The sequence below is a fragment of the Micromonospora radicis genome (assembly GCF_003583405.1).
GTDB classification, from domain to species: domain Bacteria; phylum Actinomycetota; class Actinomycetes; order Mycobacteriales; family Micromonosporaceae; genus Micromonospora; species Micromonospora radicis.
Map to the genome: position 1 here is coordinate 167892 of NZ_QXEC01000012.1, position 16853 is coordinate 184744.

At 72.6% G+C, this 16853-nt stretch carries 19 protein-coding genes and 1 pseudogene; 9 read left to right on the forward strand and 11 right to left on the reverse strand.

Translation table 11 applies throughout. From position 1 onward, the window contains the following. The first annotated feature begins 65 nt into the window (after window positions 1-65). Window positions 66-989, forward strand: coding sequence for a DUF1775 domain-containing protein (locus D2L64_RS14895; protein ID WP_158603505.1), 924 nt, complete (start codon window positions 66-68; stop codon window positions 987-989). Window positions 990-999: 10 nt separating this feature from the next. On the opposite strand, the pseudogene D2L64_RS14900 reads toward D2L64_RS14895, so the two are convergent. Next, window positions 1000-1191 (reverse strand): annotated as a pseudogene (locus tag D2L64_RS14900) (ADP-ribosylglycohydrolase family protein); the annotation flags it as partial. Window positions 1192-1262: 71 nt separating this feature from the next. Between D2L64_RS14900 and D2L64_RS14905 the strand changes: the two are divergent. Next, window positions 1263-1952, forward strand: coding sequence for a response regulator transcription factor (locus D2L64_RS14905; protein WP_119576758.1), 690 nt, complete (start codon window positions 1263-1265; stop codon window positions 1950-1952). 29 nt (window positions 1953-1981) lie between these two features. Further along, a complete protein-coding gene (locus tag D2L64_RS14910; RefSeq protein ID WP_199714532.1) occupies window positions 1982-3376 on the forward strand; it encodes a HAMP domain-containing sensor histidine kinase in 1395 nt (464 codons plus the stop codon). Window positions 3377-3645: 269 nt separating this feature from the next. Here the strand turns inward: D2L64_RS14910 and D2L64_RS14915 are convergent, their stop codons facing one another. Both D2L64_RS14915 and D2L64_RS14920 read right to left on the reverse strand, forming a co-directional pair. Further along, entirely contained in the window at window positions 3646-4671 is a 1026-nt protein-coding gene (locus tag D2L64_RS14915) for an adenosine deaminase (protein ID WP_119576761.1), read from the reverse strand. Next, on the reverse strand, window positions 4668-5462 hold the full coding sequence (locus D2L64_RS14920; RefSeq protein WP_119576764.1) for a trans-aconitate 2-methyltransferase: 795 nt from the start codon (window positions 5460-5462) through the stop codon (window positions 4668-4670). The genes D2L64_RS14915 and D2L64_RS14920 overlap by 4 nt, the downstream gene beginning before the upstream one ends. 89 nt (window positions 5463-5551) lie before the next feature. On the opposite strand from D2L64_RS14920, the gene D2L64_RS14925 reads away from it, so the two are divergent. Next, window positions 5552-6535, forward strand: coding sequence for an aldo/keto reductase (locus tag D2L64_RS14925; RefSeq protein ID WP_119576779.1), 984 nt, complete (start codon window positions 5552-5554; stop codon window positions 6533-6535). Between the two features lie 38 nt (window positions 6536-6573). Beyond that, entirely contained in the window at window positions 6574-6768 is a 195-nt protein-coding gene (locus D2L64_RS14930; RefSeq protein ID WP_119576862.1) for a hypothetical protein, read from the forward strand. 234 nt (window positions 6769-7002) lie between these two features. On the opposite strand, the gene D2L64_RS14935 is transcribed toward D2L64_RS14930, so the two are convergent. The 7 genes from D2L64_RS14935 to D2L64_RS14965 all read right to left on the reverse strand — a co-directional run bounded on the left by D2L64_RS14935 (window position 7003) and on the right by D2L64_RS14965 (window position 11251). Next, a complete protein-coding gene (locus D2L64_RS14935; protein WP_013732668.1) occupies window positions 7003-7206 on the reverse strand; it encodes a cold-shock protein in 204 nt (67 codons plus the stop codon). A 264-nt stretch (window positions 7207-7470) separates the two neighbouring features. Then, window positions 7471-7743 (reverse strand): DUF4235 domain-containing protein, encoded by a 273-nt coding sequence (locus D2L64_RS14940; RefSeq protein WP_119576782.1) that lies wholly within the window; start codon window positions 7741-7743, stop codon window positions 7471-7473. Further along, window positions 7740-8060 carry a DUF3618 domain-containing protein gene (locus D2L64_RS14945; protein WP_119576785.1) on the reverse strand — a complete coding sequence of 107 codons (321 nt, stop codon included), beginning with the start codon at window positions 8058-8060 and terminating at the stop codon, window positions 7740-7742. Before D2L64_RS14945 ends, D2L64_RS14940 begins: the two co-directional genes overlap by 4 nt. Then, a complete protein-coding gene (locus tag D2L64_RS14950; protein ID WP_119576788.1) occupies window positions 8057-8491 on the reverse strand; it encodes a phage holin family protein in 435 nt (144 codons plus the stop codon). Before D2L64_RS14950 ends, D2L64_RS14945 begins: the two co-directional genes overlap by 4 nt. A gap of 173 nt (window positions 8492-8664) precedes the next feature. Continuing rightward, entirely contained in the window at window positions 8665-9861 is a 1197-nt protein-coding gene (locus tag D2L64_RS14955; RefSeq protein ID WP_119576791.1) for a mechanosensitive ion channel family protein, read from the reverse strand. 106 nt (window positions 9862-9967) lie between these two features. After that, window positions 9968-10789 (reverse strand): DUF1206 domain-containing protein, encoded by an 822-nt coding sequence (locus D2L64_RS14960; protein WP_119576794.1) that lies wholly within the window; start codon window positions 10787-10789, stop codon window positions 9968-9970. A gap of 102 nt (window positions 10790-10891) precedes the next feature. Then, entirely contained in the window at window positions 10892-11251 is a 360-nt protein-coding gene (locus D2L64_RS14965; protein ID WP_119576865.1) for a hypothetical protein, read from the reverse strand. Window positions 11252-11323: 72 nt separating this feature from the next. On the opposite strand from D2L64_RS14965, the gene D2L64_RS14970 reads away from it, so the two are divergent. Further along, entirely contained in the window at window positions 11324-11605 is a 282-nt protein-coding gene (locus tag D2L64_RS14970) for a GNAT family N-acetyltransferase (RefSeq protein ID WP_233558958.1), read from the forward strand. Here the strand turns inward: D2L64_RS14970 and D2L64_RS14975 are convergent. Next, the gene (locus D2L64_RS14975; protein WP_119576800.1) at window positions 11589-13127 is read right to left on the reverse strand and encodes a glycoside hydrolase family 3 protein; all 1539 of its coding nucleotides are present in this window, start codon (window positions 13125-13127) and stop codon (window positions 11589-11591) included. The two genes, D2L64_RS14970 and D2L64_RS14975, sit on opposite strands and share 17 nt — an antisense overlap. A gap of 410 nt (window positions 13128-13537) precedes the next feature. Here D2L64_RS14975 and D2L64_RS14980 point away from each other — a divergent pair, with 410 nt between their 5' ends. The 3 genes from D2L64_RS14980 to D2L64_RS14990 all read left to right on the forward strand — a co-directional run bounded on the left by D2L64_RS14980 (window position 13538) and on the right by D2L64_RS14990 (window position 16750). Beyond that, the gene (locus tag D2L64_RS14980) at window positions 13538-14488 is read left to right on the forward strand and encodes a TIGR03557 family F420-dependent LLM class oxidoreductase (protein WP_119576803.1); all 951 of its coding nucleotides are present in this window, start codon (window positions 13538-13540) and stop codon (window positions 14486-14488) included. A gap of 58 nt (window positions 14489-14546) precedes the next feature. Then, window positions 14547-16178, forward strand: coding sequence for a RecQ family ATP-dependent DNA helicase (locus tag D2L64_RS14985; RefSeq protein WP_119576867.1), 1632 nt, complete (start codon window positions 14547-14549; stop codon window positions 16176-16178). A 68-nt stretch (window positions 16179-16246) separates the two neighbouring features. Continuing rightward, window positions 16247-16750, forward strand: coding sequence for a hypothetical protein (locus D2L64_RS14990; protein WP_119576806.1), 504 nt, complete (start codon window positions 16247-16249; stop codon window positions 16748-16750). Window positions 16751-16853 lie beyond the last annotated feature (103 nt).

Genomic DNA, 16853 nt, shown 5'->3' on the forward strand with positions numbered 1-16853 from the left:
CCGAACTACCGGGTGTGGCCGGATCCGGTTCCGGCCCTGCCGACTCTAGGGATGGGGAACCCAAGATGGCGATGACGCGTGGCGGGAGCCGTCGGCGCCGGGCCGGGACGGTGGCCGCGCTGGCCCTGGCCGGGGTGCTGGGCTGGCCCACGGCGGCCTGGGCCGACGACGTGACCTTCACGCCGCCCCAGGCGCAGCAGGGCAACTCGGTCAAGATGGAGTTCGTGGTGCCCGACGAGCGACCCGGGGTACGCACCGAACGCATCGAGATCCGGATGCCGGCGGATCCGCCGATCGCCGAGGTCTACCCGTTGTCGGTGGCCGGGTGGGCGCCCGCGATCACCACCCGGAAGCTGGACGTGCCGGTGGCCGGGATGCACGGCCCCGCCACCGACGTCGTCACCGCCGCGCTGACCTGGACCCGGGCGCCGGAAGCCGCCGAGGGCCCGGCGCGGTTGGTGTTCTCGATGGCCCCGCTGCCGCAGACCGAGCAGCTGAACTTCGAGCTGGTCCAGACCTACACCGACGGCCTGCAGGTGCAGTGGGGCAGCGGGCCCGGTCAGCGGCCCCTGCCCCCGCTGACCCTGGCCCCCGGCGACCCGAACTACCCGGGCGCCCACGGCGGCCACGGCGCCGCCCCCGGCGGTGCGGCGGACGCCCCGCCGGCCCCGGCCGCCGCGGCGAACGGCCCGAACCCCACCAGTCTGCTCGCCGCCGGCCTGGTCGCCGGCCTGGGCGGCGGCGCGGTGGTGGGCTGGCTGATCAGCCGACGGCGCCGGGCCGCCGACGAGATCGACCGCTCGGTACTCGACGAGGAACCGACCCCCCGACCGGCGGAATCCGCCGCCGACCCGGAGCAACCGACGACCCCGCCCGCGCAACCGGTCACCACGCCCACCCAACCGGCCGCCACGCCCACCCGAGCGAGCGCCGTCGAGCCAGCGAAGTCGCCTGTCCGGCAGGGGCACCCGGCCGGCGCCGGGCGGTGAACGGGCCGGGTCAGCCGAGCCAGCCGGGCAGCGGTTCCCGGGCGGCCAGCCAGTAGGCGGGTACGCCGTTCGGGGTGCCCACTCCGGCGTATCCGGCCACCACCCCGCCGACGATGGCGGCGGTGGTGTCCACGTCGCCGCCCGCCTCGACGCAGGCCCGGATGGCCAGGCGGGTGTCGGGATAGAGGGTGAACGTCATCGTTGCACCAGCTTGGCGGGTTTCGGGGTGGGCCGCAATCACGTTCCGCTTGCCGCCCCGAGTACCGTGCTGGGGTGGCCACCGTCCTCCTGGTCGAAGACGATCACGTCGTCCGCGGCGCAATGCTTCGTTCCCTCACCGACCGGGGCCACGCGGTACACGCGGTGGGCACCGCGTTGGACGCGCTGCGGCGGGTCGCCGCGGAAACCCCCGACCTCGTCGTACTCGATCTCGGTCTGCCGGACCTGGACGGGTCGGACGCCCTGCGGATGCTGCGCGGCATCACCGACGTACCGATCATCATCGCCACCGCCCGCGACGACGAGCAGTCGGTGGTCCGGCTGCTGCGGGCCGGCGCCGACGACTACATGGTCAAGCCGTTCACCGGCGCGCACCTGGACGCCCGGATCACCAGCGTGCTGCGCCGGGTGGGACGAGCCAGCCGCGCCGTGGCACCGACGGTACACAGCGTGGGCGGCCTACGGGTCGACGTCGGCGAACGCAGCGCCCAACTGGACGGGGAGGCGTTGGCGCTGACCCGCAAGGAATTCGACCTGCTGGCGTATCTCGCCGCCCGCCCGGGCCGGGTAGTGTCCCGGCGGGAGCTCTTGGAGGAGGTATGGCGTCAGCCATCGGTCGGCGAGGACCAGACAATCGACGTTCACCTGTACTGGCTGCGCCGCAAAATGGGCGAGTCCGCGGCGAAGCCGCGCTACCTGCGCACCGTGCGGGGGGTGGGCTTCCGGCTGGTGGCGCCGGACTGAGGCGCTCGCTGGCCCTGCTCACGGCCGGCATGGGCACCCTGCTGGCGCTCGCCTTCCTGGTTCCGCTCGGGCTCACCCTCGACGGCAAGGCACGCGAGGAGGCCGTGGCCGACGCGGCGCGTCGTAGCGCGCTGGTGACCGGTGCGCTCGCGGTGAGCACCGAACCGGACGTGGTGACCCGCGCCGTGGAGGCCAGCGGCGACGATCCGGCCACCCGGCCGGTCGTCCACGGACTGGACGTGGACTCCTCGGCCGGGCGGGCCGACGCCGGCCAGTTGGCGCAGGCCCGCGCCGAGGGACGTTCCCTGGTCGTGGCGGTCGACGGGGGTGTCCTGCGGCTGGACCCGGTGGTGCTGGCCGACCGTACCGCCGTGGTGGAGGTCTTCGTCCCGGAGTCCGCGTACGCCGGTGCCGGCGGTGGCCGATGGCTGCTGCTGGCCGCAGTGGCGCTCGCCTTGGTGGGCGCGGCGGTGCTGGTCGTGGACCGGGTCGCGGCACGCACGGTGGACGCCACAAAGGACCTGGTCAAGGCGGCGCTCGCGGTGGGCGACGGCGACCTGGGCGTACGCGTGGCGCCGGCCGGCCCGCGCGAGCTGGCCGCGGCCGGTCACGCCTTCAACCGGATGGCGGAGCGGTTCGTCGCGGCCCGTACCGAGGAGCGGGAGCTGGTGGCGGACCTGTCGCACCGGTTGCGTACACCGCTGACGGTGCTGCGCTTGGACGCCGAGGCGTTGGAGTCCGACGACACCAGCGTGGGGTCGTTCAGTCAGGCGGAGTTGGACTACCGGCGCGGGATCCGGCGGATCCGGCAGGCGATCGTCACCCTGGAGGGTGAGATCGACGTGCTGATCAAGACCACCCGCAAGACGGTGGCGACCGAGCCCGGCCCGGCCATGTGCGACGTGAGCGAGGTGGTCCGGGACCGGATGGTCTTCTGGGCGGCGCTCGCCGGTGACCAGAACCGTCCCCACCGGGTGATCGGTGCCCAGCTGCGCATTCCGGTACCGGTCCCGCGGGCCGAGCTGGCCGCCGCCCTGGACGCGGTGATCGGCAACGTGTTCCGCTACACCCCGCAGGGCACCGCGTTCGAGGTGGCGGTGTCCCGACGCGACGGGTACGTGGCGATCCGGATCGACGACGCCGGTCCGGGCATCGTCGACCCGGATCGCGCATTGCGCCGGGGCGCCAGCGACCAGGGCTCGACCGGGCTCGGTCTGGACATCGCCAAGCGGGTGGCGTTGCAGGCCAACGGGTCGGTCAGCATCGACCGGGCCCGCCTCGGCGGGGCCAGCGTGGTGATGCTGCTGGCCGACCCGGAGGCGACGCCGCGCCAGGTCAGCCGGTTCGGCCTGGTGGGCCGGATGGCCCGGGAGCAGAAGAGCAGCGGACGCCGCTGGCCCCGGCAACGCCCGACGGACAGCTGAGCCGCAGGGCGTACCAGCAGGTCGGCGAGGCCGGGTTGTGCGGTGGCACAAGTCTTCCTTAGATCCGGATTAACCCCGGTCCGCCACCGGGCGACGACTGCGAGGATTCTCCCCGAACCCAGCAGTTCCACCGGCCAACCGCTCCCAGCGCATCCGGCCGGTGGAGCCGTGCGCGCGGCGGGAGTCACGGTCCCCCCACACCTCCTCCCGCCGCGCGCCACTTCATGCGGATTCGCCGCCGGTCCCGGGCGCCCTGCGCGGCGGCCGGCTCAGCCCAGCGCCTTCGCCAGGTACCCGTCGATCTCCGCGGTGAGCCGTCGCTTACCCGGCTCGTCCAGGAAGGACGCGGTCACCGCGTTGCGGGCCAGCGCCGCCACCTGCGCCGGACCGGCGTCCAGCAGTTCGGCGGCCACCGCGTACTCGTCGTCGAGGGTGGTGCCGAACATCGGCGGGTCGTCGGAGTTGATGGTGACCAGCAGCCCGGCCTCGACCAGGCGGGGCAGCGGGTGTTCCGCGATGGTGGCCACCGCCCGGGTCCGGACGTTGGAGGTCGGGCACACCTCCATGGCGATCTGCCGCTCGGCGAGGTAGGCCAGCAACTCGGAGTCCTGGGCGGCGGAGATGCCGTGGCCGATCCGCTCGGCACCCAGGTCCCGTAGTGCGTCCCAGATGGTCTGCGGCCCGGTGGTCTCCCCCGCGTGCGGCACCGAGTGCAACCCCGCGGCCCGGGCCTGGTCGAAGTACGGCTTGAACTGCGGTCGGGGCACCCCGATCTCCGGGCCGCCCAGCCCGAAGCTGATCAGCCCGTCCGGGCGCTCCTCCAGGCAGATCCGGAGCGTCTCCTCGGCGGCCGGCAGGCCGGCCTCGCCCGGGATGTCGAAGCACCAACGCAGCTCGATGCCGAAGTCTGCGGCGGCCCGCTTGCGGGCGTCCTCGATCGCCTCGCAGAACGCCGGTGCCGGGATCCCGCGCGTGACGTGCGAGTACGGCGTCACCGTCAGCTCGGCGTAGCGGACCTGCTGGCGGGCCAGCTCGCGGGCGACCTCGTGGGTGAGGATCCAGACGTCCTCCTGGTCCCGGACGAGGTCCACGACGCTGAGGTACAGCTCGATGAAGTGCGCGAAGTCGCGGAAGACGAAGTAGTCGGCCAGCAGCTGCGGATCGGCCGGAACCGGGCTCTGCCCCTCGTGTCGGGCGGCCAGCTCGGCCACGATCCGGGGTGAGGCGGAGCCGACGTGGTGCACGTGCAGTTCGGCCTTTGGCAGTCCGGCGATGAAGGTACGCAGATCGGTCACAAGTTCTCCTGGGCGCGGGCGCCGGTACGGGCGACGACAAAGATCCGTCGAAACGGGAAGTACACCTGCCCCTGGCGCGCCGGGTACGCCTCGGCGAGGTGTACCGCGAGTGCGGTCCGGAAGGCCGACCAGTCGGCGGCGTCCAGCGCGGCCCGGACCGGGCGCAGCGCGGTGCCCTCCATCCAGGTCAACACCGGGTGGTCCGCGTCGGGACGGGCCGTCAGCAGGTGCACGTAGGTAGTCTCCCAGGCGTCCACGGCGCAGCCGGCGGCGACCAGGGACTCGGCGTACTCCACCGGCTCGGCGACCGGCGCCTCTCGCAGCAGCGGGGCCAGTGCGGCGCGCCACGGCGGGCGTCCGGCGAGCTCGCGCAGCGCGCGGTGCGAGGGCGCGTCGAAGTTGCCGGGGACCTGGGTGGCCAGCCAGGCACCGGTGGGCAGTTCCCGGGCCCATCGGGTGAGCAGCGCGCGGTGCCCGGGCACCCACTGCAGCACCGCGTTGCTGACCACCACGTCGGTGCCCGGCTCGGGACGCCAGTCGCGTACGTCGGCCACGGCGAAGCCGACCGGGGTGTCCAGCGCGGCGGCGCGGGCGATCATCTCCGCCGAGGAGTCCAGCCCGACGATCCGGCTGCCGGGCCAGCGGTCGGCGAGGGTGGCGGTCAGGGTGCCCGGCCCGCAGCCGAGGTCGACCACGGCACGCGGCCGGGTGGCGGGCACCCGGGCGAGCAGATCGTGGAACGGGCGGGCCCGCTCGTCGTCGTAGCGAAGGTACGTCGCCGGATCCCACATCACGCCTCCCGCTTAAAAACCGTACGTACGTCTTGTTAGCGTACGGCCCGGCCGCCCCGCCGACAAGAACGGTCACTAGGCTCAACGGCATGGAGCTACGCACCTTCCCCCGCTTGGGTCGACAGGTCGGTGTGGTCGGCCTCGGCGCCTGGCAGCTCGGCGCCGACTGGGGCACGGTCACCGAGGACGACGCGATGTCGGTGCTCAGCGCCGCCGTCGAAGCCGGCGTCACCTTCCTGGACACCGCCGACGTGTACGGCGACGGACGCAGCGAACAGTTGATCGGGCGGTTCCTCGCGGCCCACCCGGACGCCGGGCTGACCGTGGCGACGAAGATGGGCCGGCGCGTACCGCAGACCCCCGAGGCATACACCCTGGACAACTTCCGACAATGGACCGACCGGTCCCGGGCGAACCTCGGGGTGGACACCCTGGACCTGGTGCAGTTGCACTGCCCACCCACGGTGGTCTTCGCCGACGACAGCGTCTTCGACGCCCTCGACACCCTGGTCGCCGAGAAGCGGATCGCCGCGTACGGGGTCAGCGTGGAGACCTGCGACGAGGCCCTCACCGCCATCGCCCGCCCGGGGGTGGCCAGCGTCCAGATCATCCTCAACGCGTTGCGCCACAAGCCGCTCGAACGGGTGCTGCCGGCCGCCTCGGCCGCCGGGGTCGGCATCATCGCGCGCGTGCCGCTGGCCAGCGGCCTGCTCTCCGGGCGCTACGACGAGCAGACCACCTTCGCCGCCGACGACCACCGCTCCTACAACCGGCACGGCGAGGCGTTCGACGTCGGCGAGACGTTCTCCGGCGTCGACTTCGACACCGGACTGGCGGCCGTCCGCCGACTCGCCCCACTGGTCGGCGACGACCGGACGACGGCGCAGTTCGCGCTGCGCTGGGTGCTCGACCAGGCGGGCGTCACCGTGGTCATCCCCGGCGCCCGCGACGCCGACCAGGCCCGGGCCAACGCGGCCGTGGCCGGCCAACCGGCACTGTCCACGCAGGAACTCGCCGAGGTGACCGCCGTCTACGACGAGCTGGTCCGCCCCCAGGTGCACCACCGGTGGTGAGCGCCGGACCGGCCGAGAACCGGGAGAAGAAGGGCGCGATGAGCGGCTGGTTCCGGCTCACCCTCGGCCTGCTGGCCGTGGTCGTCGGCGCCGCCTGGACCGTCCAGGGCCTCGGCTACGTCGAGGACAGCATCATGGCGGGTCACCGCGTCTGGGCGCTGCTCGGTCCGCTACTGGCCCTGGCCGGCCTGGCCCTGCTCTGGCTCGGCGTACGCGCCCGCAACCGGGGCTGACCCCGGCCGCACGGACGCCGCACAGTGGACTTCGGGCCGCGACCGCCGGTCGCGGCCCGCACCACGCGGCCCTGCGGTCACGGCCCGGCAAGTGCGACTCCGCGGTCGGCCCGAACCGCGTGGAACCTACCGGGTCGTGGACATGGAAAAGCCCCGCGTCGTCGCCGAACGCGGGGCTTCACACCGATTCATGGGGCCGCCTGGCCACTGGCCGGCGGCCGCCGAGCGGTGCACTCAGAGGGGGCGGACCTGCTCGGCCTGCGGACCCTTCTGGCCCTGGGCGATCTCGAACTCCACCCGCTGGTTCTCCTCCAGCGTGCGGTAGCCGCTGGACTGGATGGCCGAGAAGTGGACGAACACGTCAGCACCCCCGCCGTCGACGGTGATGAAGCCGAAGCCCTTGTCAGCGTTGAACCACTTCACGGTTCCCTGCGCCATGTGTATCTCCTTCTAAAACTGGCGGCCGAGCACGCCGTGCGGCCGGATGGCCGTTTTCGAGCAGCGGCGCCTGAGGCGGCCCCCGATGAAGGAGACTTCTCTCAACCCACGCCATCTCTCAACAGCGTGGAACAGCAAACCACGTACACAAAAACTCTGCACAGCCTACCCGACGAAATTTTCCGACATGTGACCTGACGGATGCGTCAGGTCGGTCGGGTGGCGGTGACAGGTAAGGCGAAAAGCCCGTCCCGAATCGTGGGCTCAGTCCGGCCAACGGCCGGTGAGCCGGCGTACGCCGACCGCACCGCCCCGGTCGACGGCGGCCCGTACGACGGCGAAGATGGCGCCGTGCAACGCCGCCGCCGCGAGGACCTCGCCCCAGCGGCGGTCCTCGTCGGTCGCGTTGGGGGCGTCACCGTCACCGGCGGTCATCTTCCACACCTGACGGAAGATGGTGCTCGCGATCGCACCGGCGGCGATGCCCATGAGCACACCCACCGGCTTGTAGGCGACCTTGCTGATCCCCTTGCTCACCGCCGCCTCCCGGCAATGATGGCCAGCACCACCGCGGCGACGACCGCGCCGGCCGCCAACGCGACGAACGGAGCCGGTCCGGGCCGTGCGGCCGGCCCGCCCATCTCCTGCCGGAGGCCGGTCTGGGCGCGTACCCGGGCCACGGTCATCGCGGCCTGTTCGCGTACCCGTTCCCGGGCCTGGTCCGCCGAGGACTTCAGCCGCTTCTTGACGTCGGCCTTGGCGGCCAACGCCTCCATCGTCTCGCCCAGCTCGACCCGGGTGCGCCGGATCTCCTCGCGCAGCGCCTCGGTGTCGCCCGTGCCGTTGCGTGTCATGCCCGCCCCCTGTCCTTCACCGCGGCGCTGACCACGTCGACGTCGGCCCGCAGGCTGCGGACGGTGGCCTGCGGCACCGGCGGGACCGCACGGCTGAGCTGACGCCGACCGACCAGGGCGAGCGCGCCGGCGACGAGGAACAACGTCCCCGCCACGATCAGGGCGGCCGCCCACGCCGGCAACACCAACGCCAGCAACAGGATCGCCGCGGTGATCAGCGCGCCGAGACCGAAGAACGCGACCGCGCCACCCCCGGCGAGCAGGCCGACGCCCACACCGGCGTGCTTGCCCTTCTGCGTCAACTCGGCGCGGGCGAGCGCGAACTCGTCGCGTACCAGACGGGAGACCTGCTCCGTCGCCCGCTGGACCAGCTCGGCGGTGGACGGCTCGCTCCCGTTGTGCGAGGTCCGGACGTTCGCCACGTCTGCCATGCTGTCCCCCTCTCGTCTTCACCGCGCTGTATGCCCGAACTGCACGCCCGTCAATCCTGCTCGCGGTGGTCGACCCGCCGCGCCGCCGAGGTACCCGGCCACGATGGGAGGGGACAGCAGCGTCCCGCAGCTTGTCCCCACAAAACGCCGCCCCAAACCCCTCCCACCGTCGGTCAGCGGCGCACCTCGGCGGGTTCGTCGGGGCCGACGAACGCTTCGCTGCGGGCGTCGCCGTCGTCGCTGCCGCCGAAGAGCCGGGCGTCGTCGGGCACCTCCGCCTCGACGGGGCGGCGCGTCGAACGCCGCGGCTGTACCCACTGCCAGGGCAGGTTGCCGGCCGCGTCGCCGACCTCGGCGCGCAGCCGGGGCATGGCGGTCGGCCGCTGGTCGCGTACCCAGGCCACCAGGTGTTCGCGGACCAGACACCGCAGATCCCACAACGCGCCCGCGCTGGCCGCGCTCACCAGCGCCCGAATCTTGATCATGCCGCCGGTCGCGTCCGTCACCTGCAGTACGCAGACCCGGCCGTCCCACAGTTCGGTGCTCTCCGCCAGGCGGCGCAGCTCCTCCCGCATGGCCTGCACCGGAACCGACCAGTCGACCTCGAACTCGGCGGTGCCCAGCACCGCCGCCTCGGTCCGCGTCCAGTTCTGGAACGGTGTGCTGGTGAAGTAGGAGGTGGGCAGGATGAGCCGCCGGTCGTCCCAGATCTGCACCACCACGTAGCTGAGCGTCAGCTCCTCGATCCGGCCCCACTCCCCCTCGACGACGACCACGTCGTCGAGGCGGACCGCGTCGCTGAAGGCCAACTGCAGGCCGGCGAAGACGTTGCCCAGCAGGCTCTGCGCGGCCAGCGCGGCGACGACACCGACCACGCCGGCACTGGTCAGTACGCCGGCACCGATGCCCCGTACGGCCGGGAAGGTCATCAGCATCACGCCAAGCGTGAGCACCACGATCACCACGATCGTGACCCGGCGGAGCATCACGACCTGGGTACGGACCCGACGGGCGTGCCGGTTGTCCGGCACGTCCACCCGGAACCGGGCCAGCGCGGTGTCCTCGACCACCACCAGCAGCGAGGCGACCAGCCAGGCGGTGGCGGCGATGACGGCGAGGACCAGCAGGTGCAGCAACACCTGCCGCCACCCGCTGCCGATCGCGTAGCCGGTGCTGAACCGGACGGCGAACTGTACGGCGAGCACGGTGGCGGCCACCTGGAACGCCCGGTGCGCGTGCTCGGCCAACTCGGTCAGCAACAGTGAGCGTCGACCCCACCGCCGGATCAGGCGGTGCACCACCTCGACCAAGGCAACGGCGATCGCCGCCGCGGCGAGCGCGGCGACGACCGTCACCAGATAGCTGTGCACGTGTTTGTCCCCTTCCGACCGAACGGCAAGATCCGCACAAAGGGGCAATGGTGCCTCGGATCGCCGTCACCGGCCACCGCTGACGCGGTGACCGGTGGCCGGAGGGTCAGACCTTGCGGTAGCGGGACTGGAGAAAGCAGTAGACGCCGAAGGCGGCGATGCCCAGGCCGACCAGGGTGAGCAGGATGGTGCCGAACGGCTGGTCGCGCAGCGTACGCAGCGCGGCGTCCAGACCACGGGCCTGCTCCGGGTCGTAGTTCACCGCCGCCAGCACGACCAGCAGGCCGGCGACGGCGAAGGCGGTACCCCGGGAGAGGTAGCCGGCCATGCCGAGCCGGCGGGCGAGCTGGGTGGTCCGGGCGTTCATCTCGCCGGTCTTCAGGCGCTTCATGAACTTCTTCTGGAAGCCGTAGACGGCCATCCCGACGCCGATTCCGATCAACACGAGGCCGGCGAGACCGACCAGCCACCGACCGCCGGTGGACTCCATCATCCGGGCGGTCAGCTCCTCCTGCTGGGAGGCGCTGTCGGAGTTGGCGTTGGAGAAGACCTTCCAGGCGGTCCAGGCCAGCCAGAGGTAGACGACCGTCCGGGCGCCGGAGACGATCCGCTCCTTGGTCCGGTCGTTGCCGCTCTCGGCCTGATGACCGACGGCCGCCTCGAGGGCCTGCCAGATCGCCATCGCGACCATTCCGACGGCGATGGCGACGACCAGGAACTGGCCCATCGGCTGCCCGGCGAGGGTACGCAGCGCGCCGGACTGGTCGCCGTCGTCGGCCGAGTTGCCGAACGCGATCTGCACTGCCAGCCAGCCGAACAGCAGGTGCACGATCCCGTAGCCGATGAAGCCGGCCCGGGCGAGGAGTTCCAGCCACCGGCTGTCCGCCGTACGGGCGGCGGTGGCTTCAGCGTTACGGGTGAGAGACATGCGCCCCTCAATCTCCGGACGTGAAGATTTCCAAACGTACCCGGCGGGCACCGACGTCGGCGGCCCGGATCGGACCGGGCCACCCGGCGTCGTGGCGGACCGTCAGCGGGAGATGCGGACCTTCACCTCGGAATCGGTGACGCTGTCCAGGGTGACCGCGAGGCCGCCCACGTCGGCCGCCTGCTGGCCGGTGGTCAGCGTCAACTGCTCACCGGCGACCTCGATGGTGACCCGGTCGTCCTCCGCGCCGACCAGCCGGGCCTCGACGCCGAAGATGTTGGCGCTGGCCTGCACGCCCCGGTCGAAGGTCACCGTGCAGGCATCCAGGCCGCAGGAGGTGCTGGCCCCCTCCGAGCTGCACCCGGTCAGCAGGGCAGCGCCGAGCGCGAGGCCGAGCAGCAGGCCGGCGGCCTTTCCGGCGGGGGTTCGGAGGGTCTTGCCGGTGGAGGGTCGGTTCGTCACGCCGCCAGGGTACGAGACGTCGGCGAACCACACCGCCACCGCCGGTGGCCGGGGAACAATGGGCAGGTGAGCATGCTGGTCGAGGAGAACCCCGCCAAACACCGTTACGAGATCCTGGTCGACGACGCGCTGGCCGGGTTCACCCAGTACCTGCCCCGCGCCGAGGTGCTGATCTTCACCCACACCGAGGTGGACCCGGCGTTCCAGAACATGGGGGTCGGTTCGGCCCTGATCCGCGGCGCCCTCGACCAGGTACGGGCCCAGGGGCAACGGGTGGTGCCCCAGTGCCCGTTCATGGCCGCCTTCATCGAACACCACCCCGAGTACGCCGACCTGGTCACCAGCCCGGCGTGACCGGGGCGCCGCTGAGCAGCTCGGCCGCGGCCCGCCCGGCAGCCCGGGTGGCGCCGTGGGTGGCGAGGTGCACCGCGCCGGTGACCAGTGCGGGAACACCCAGCTCCACCACCACCGCGTCCGGCCGGACCGCCAGCGCCCGGTCGACGGCGGCCCGCATCCAGGCGTGCCGGTGCAGGTCCCGCACCACCAGCACCAGCGGCCGACCGGTGGCGTCGGCGGCCGGATCGGCCGGGGTGACGGCCTCCGTGTAACGGGCACCCGTGGTGCCCGGCAGCAACTCGGCCAGCGGCGTGGCCACCCCCCACGGGGTGTCCGTACCGATCGCGATGTTGTGTGGCGGTGCGAACTCGACCACGTGTGCGGCGCCGGCCAGCGGCAGCCCACCGGCCCCGTTGGTGCGGGTGACCCGGACCGCGCGGCGCGCCGCGGCCAACCCCACCGTCGAACCGGCACCGCCACCCGGCACGCCACCGGCGCCCGGCCGGGCCGCCCGGGCGGTCGTCGTCCAGGCGGCGAGCTGGCCGACCCGCTTGGCCGCCTCGGCCAGCCGCTCCTCCGGCAGGTCCCCGGCGACGACCGCGTCGACGATGGCGTCGCGCAGGTGCCGGACCGTCTCCTCGTCGGCGTGCTCCCCGCCGACGCAGATCGCGTCCGCACCGGCGGCGAGGGCCCGTACCACGGCCCCGGCGAGGCCGTACCGGCCCGCCACCGCCTGCATCTCGATCCCGTCGGTCACCACGACCCCGTTGAAGCCCATCTCCTCGCGCAGCAGACCGCCGAGGATCCGCCCGCTGAGGGTGGCCGGCAGTTGCGGATCCAACGCCGGCACCAGCAGGTGCCCGGTCATCACCGCCTGCACGCCCGCGGCGATGGCCGCCCGGAACGGCGCCAGCTCGACGGCGTCGAGACGGGCCCGGTCGCCGGTGATCCGGGGCAGGTCGTGGTGCGAGTCCACGTGGGTGTCGCCGTGGCCCGGGAAGTGCTTGGCGCAGGCGGCGACGCCGCCGGACTGCAGGCCGCGTACCCACGCGGTGGTGTGCCGGGCCACCAGCGCCGGGTCGGCGCCGAACGAACGGACCCCGATCACCGGGTTGTCGGGGTTTGAGTTGACGTCGGCGTCCGGCGCGTAGTCCAGGGTGACGCCGACGGCGGCGAGATCGACGGCGAGGTCGCGGGCCACCTCCTCGGTGAGCGCCGGGTCGTCCACCGCGCCGAGGGCCAGGTTGCCCGGCCGGGAACTGCCCCGACCCGACTCGAACCGGGTGACGTCCCCGGCCTCCTCGTCGATCGCCACGATCACGTCCGGCCGTTCCGCCCGCAACGCGGCGGTGAGCGCCGCCACCTGCTCCGGGTCCACGACGTTGCGGCTGAACAGGACGACCGACCCGAGCCCCTCGCCGAGCCACCGGCAGACCCAGGCGGGCGGAACGGTGCCGACGAAGCCGGGCTGCAGGACGCCGGCCGCCAACGCCGCCAGGTTCCCGACACTGCTCTGATCCGCACGCTGACGCTCACTCATGCCGGCACTCCGCTCCGCTGCGTGCCGCCACGAGGCACCACCACCCTGAGCCCATGATTCGCTCGCTGACGCTCACTCATGCCGGCACTGCACCCCCGTCTGCTCCGCCGTGGTCCCCGCCACCCGGCGGTGCAGACATGGTCACACCGTCCAATCAAATAGTCAATAAACCTTACAGTTGCCTTGGGAGCGCGCTACCGCGAGAGTTCGGGAATGGACCCGCTGCTGGCTGACGCGACGAACCCGGCCGACATTCCCGGCGTACGCCTGCTCGGCCTGGTGGTCGGCGGACTGCTGCTGTTCGCGGCGATCCGGGCGATGTTCCGCCGCTGAGCACCCCACGCTGGTGTGACCCGCCCCCGCCGGGGTACCGCCTCTGGCAAACGGCACCGCCACGGCGAGGGGGACGAATGAGGATCGGCTACTTCCTGTCCACTGAGGAATACCCACCCGCGGAGCTGCTGGCGCAGGCCCGCGCCGCCGAGCAGGCCGGCTTCTCGGCCCTGTGGATCTCCGACCACTACCATCCCTGGACGGACGCCCAGGGCCAGAGCCCCTTCGTCTGGTCGATGATCGGCGCCCTGAGCCAGGCCACCAGCCTGCCGGTGACCACCGCGGTGACCTGCCCGACCACCCGCATCCACCCGGCGGTGCTGGCCCAGGCGGCCGCGACCAGCGCGGTGCTGCACGGCGGGCGGTTCATCCTCGGTGTCGGCTCGGGCGAGGCGCTCAACGAGCACATCCTCGGCGACCCGTGGCCGCAGGCCGGCGTGCGGCTGGAGATGCTGGAGGAGGCCGTCGAGGTGATGCGCAAGCTGTGGCGCGGCAAGTTCGTCAACCACTATGGACGGCACTACCGGGTCGAGCACGCCCGCGTCTACACGCTGCCCGAGACACCCCCACCGGTCTACGTCTCGGCGTTCGGCCCCAAGGCGGTGGACCTCGCCGCCCGCATCGGCGACGGCTTCGTCAACACCATGCCCGACGCCGACCTGGTCCGCCGGTTCCGGGACAACGGCGGCGGCGACAAGCCGTGCCAGGGCGGCTTCAAGGCCGCGTACGCCCCGACGGAGCAGGAGGGGATGCGGTTGGCGTACGAGCGTTGGCCGACCGAGGCCATCCCGGGTGAGCTGTTGCAGGTGCTGCCCTCACCCCGCCACTTCGAGCAGGCCGCGCAGCTGGTCGACCCGGCGGCCATGCGGGAGTCGTTCGTCTGCGGCGACTCCGCCGACGCGCACCTGGCCCGGATCGACGCGTTCGCCAAGGCCGGCTTCGACGAGGTGTACGTCGCCAACACCGGGCCGGACTGGCAGGGGCTGCTCGACCTGTACCAGAGCGAGGTGCTGCCGCAGCTGCGCTGAACCGTCGGCCGTGGTCGCGGGTTTCGTCGCCGCCCCGCCCGGGTACCTGCGGCCCTCGATGAAGCTGACCACGCACTCGATGTCGTTGCGCCGCGCGGCGCGCAGCCTGTTCGGCTGGCAGGCCCTGCGCCCCAACCAACTCGCCGCCATGCGGGCGGTGATGAAGCGACGCGACGCGCTGGTGGTACTGCCCACCGGCGCCGGCAAGTCGGCGATCTACCAGATCCCGGCCAGCCTGATCCCCGGCCCCACCGTGGTGATCTCGCCGCTGCTCGCCCTGCAACAGGACCAGATCGCCGCGCTCAACGAACGACAGCGTCCGGAGCTGCGCGCGGTACGGATCAGCTCCGACGAGGCGCCGGCCCAGCAGGCCGAGGCGATCGCCGAGATCCGGGACGGGCGGGCCGAGTTCCTCTTCATCACCCCCGAGCAGCTGGCCAACCCGGACCGGCTGGCCGAGGTGCGGGCCCTGCGGCCGGCCCTGGTCGCCATCGACGAGGCGCACTGCATCTCCGCCTGGGGGCACGACTTCCGCCCGGACTACCTGGCGCTCGGGCAGCTCATCGACGGCATCGGCCGGCCGCCGGTGGTGGCGCTGACCGCCACCGCCTCCCCACCGGTACGCGAGGACATCGTCGCCCGGTTGCGGCTGCGGGAGCCGGAGATCGTGGTGTCCGGGTTGGACCGCCCCAACCTCTTCCTCGAGGTGGCGCACTGTCCCACCGAGGACTACCGGTGGCGACGGCTGACCACGCTGCTGGCCGAGGACACCCGGCCCGGCATCATCTACGTACCCACCCGCCGGGCCGCGGAGGAGCTGGCCGCCCGGCTCACCGACAACGGATTCCCGGCGCAGTACTACCACGGCGGCATGTCCGGCAGCGCCCGCAGCCGACTGCACGAGGCGTTCCTCGCCGACCAGGTGCCGATCATGGTGGCCACCTCGGCGTTCGGCATGGGCATCGACAAACCGAACATCGCCTGGGTGGTGCACATGGCGCTGCCCGACTCGCCGGACAGCTACTTCCAGGAGATCGGCCGGGCCGGACGCGACGGCCAACCGGCCCGGGTACTGCTGCTGTGGCAGGCCGAGGACGTCGGGTTGCAGCGCTACTTCAGCGGCGGCCTGCCGGACGCCACCGAACTGCGCGACCTGGCCGCGCTTCTACGCCGCGCGCCGAGCAGCCGCAAGGAGTTGCGCGAGGTCACCGGGCTGGGACCACGCAAGCTCGGGCAGTACCTCGCGCTGCTGGAGCAGGTGGGTGCCGCGCAGCCCCGGGCGGGACAGCGGGTGGGGGCGCCGCGCTACTCCCCCACTCCGGTGGACGCCGCCGCGGCCGCCCTGGCCGAGGCCGAACGGCAGCAGAACCTGACCCGCTCGCGTACCGACATGATGCGGGCCTTCGCCGAGACCAACTCCTGCCGGGGGCAGACCCTGCTGGCCTACTTCGGCGAGCAGATGACCGCGATCTGCGGGCACTGCGACAACTGTCACGCCGGCAGCAGCGTCGCCGACGACGGCGCGGTGGGTCCGTTCCCGGTGCACAGTCAGGTCCGGCACCCCGACTGGGGCAGCGGCCTGGTCCTCAGCTACGAGGAGGGCCGGATGACGGTCCTGTTCGACGAGGTCGGGTACAAGACGCTGTCGGTCAGCGTGGTGTCCGAACAGGGACTGCTCGCGCTGGACTAACCTGGGCCGGCCGTCCGCCGTGGTGGGCGGCGGGGCAGACCTGGACGACGATCGGGAGGGGCACAGCCGTGATCGAAGAACCGGCGTACACCGGTTTCGGTTTCTCCGACGAGGAGTGGGGGTTGCTGGTCGGCCTACCCCAGTCGGTGCTGGCCGCGGCGAGCGCCGCGGAGTCCGACGGCACCAAGGCGACGATGGCCGAGAGCGCCGCCGGCCTGGAGGGCATCTCCGCCGGGCGGGAGTCGGCCAGTCCGCTGGTGGCGGCGGTGGCCGGGGAGCTCGTGACGCGGGTCGGGGATCCCGAGGCCGGTGAGGAGTTGCCGCTGGTCACGCCCGACGACCCTCGCGGCTACGCCGAGGACGTGCTGGCACGGGCCAAGGAGGCCACCACGCTGCTGGCGGCCAAGGTGGACGAGGGCGAGGCCGGCGCGTACCGGCACTGGCTGGTGGAGATCGCCGACCAGGTGGTCGGTGCCGCCAGCAGCGGCGGGATTCTCGGCCTCGGCGGCAGCGTGGTCAGCCCCTCCGAGCGCCGCTTCCGCGACCGCCTGTCCCAGGTCCTCAACGACTGACCGGCCCCGACAAAGCCCTGTCGATCATGAGGTTGGCGGCGGTCGAGCAGATCGACTTCGCCGCCAACCTCATGATCGAGGGGGTGGGAGGGTGGGGCGGGTG

Coding starts and splice junctions, on each gene's coding strand:
- D2L64_RS14960 (WP_119576794.1), bottom strand. CDS start 10,789: ATGTCTCTCACCCGTAACGCTGAAGCCACCGCCGCCCGTACGGCGGAC.
- D2L64_RS14910 (WP_199714532.1), top strand. CDS start 1,982: ATGGGCACCCTGCTGGCGCTCGCCTTCCTGGTTCCGCTCGGGCTCACC.
- D2L64_RS14930 (WP_119576862.1), top strand. CDS start 6,574: ATGAGCGGCTGGTTCCGGCTCACCCTCGGCCTGCTGGCCGTGGTCGTC.
- D2L64_RS14935 (WP_013732668.1), bottom strand. CDS start 7,206: ATGGCGCAGGGAACCGTGAAGTGGTTCAACGCTGACAAGGGCTTCGGC.
- D2L64_RS14925 (WP_119576779.1), top strand. CDS start 5,552: ATGGAGCTACGCACCTTCCCCCGCTTGGGTCGACAGGTCGGTGTGGTC.
- D2L64_RS14975 (WP_119576800.1), bottom strand. CDS start 13,127: ATGAGTGAGCGTCAGCGTGCGGATCAGAGCAGTGTCGGGAACCTGGCG.
- D2L64_RS14980 (WP_119576803.1), top strand. CDS start 13,538: ATGAGGATCGGCTACTTCCTGTCCACTGAGGAATACCCACCCGCGGAG.
- D2L64_RS14970 (WP_233558958.1), top strand. CDS start 11,324: ATGCTGGTCGAGGAGAACCCCGCCAAACACCGTTACGAGATCCTGGTC.
- D2L64_RS14895 (WP_158603505.1), top strand. CDS start 66: ATGGCGATGACGCGTGGCGGGAGCCGTCGGCGCCGGGCCGGGACGGTG.
- D2L64_RS14945 (WP_119576785.1), bottom strand. CDS start 8,060: ATGACACGCAACGGCACGGGCGACACCGAGGCGCTGCGCGAGGAGATC.
- D2L64_RS14985 (WP_119576867.1), top strand. CDS start 14,547: ATGAAGCTGACCACGCACTCGATGTCGTTGCGCCGCGCGGCGCGCAGC.
- D2L64_RS14920 (WP_119576764.1), bottom strand. CDS start 5,462: ATGTGGGATCCGGCGACGTACCTTCGCTACGACGACGAGCGGGCCCGC.
- D2L64_RS14950 (WP_119576788.1), bottom strand. CDS start 8,491: ATGGCAGACGTGGCGAACGTCCGGACCTCGCACAACGGGAGCGAGCCG.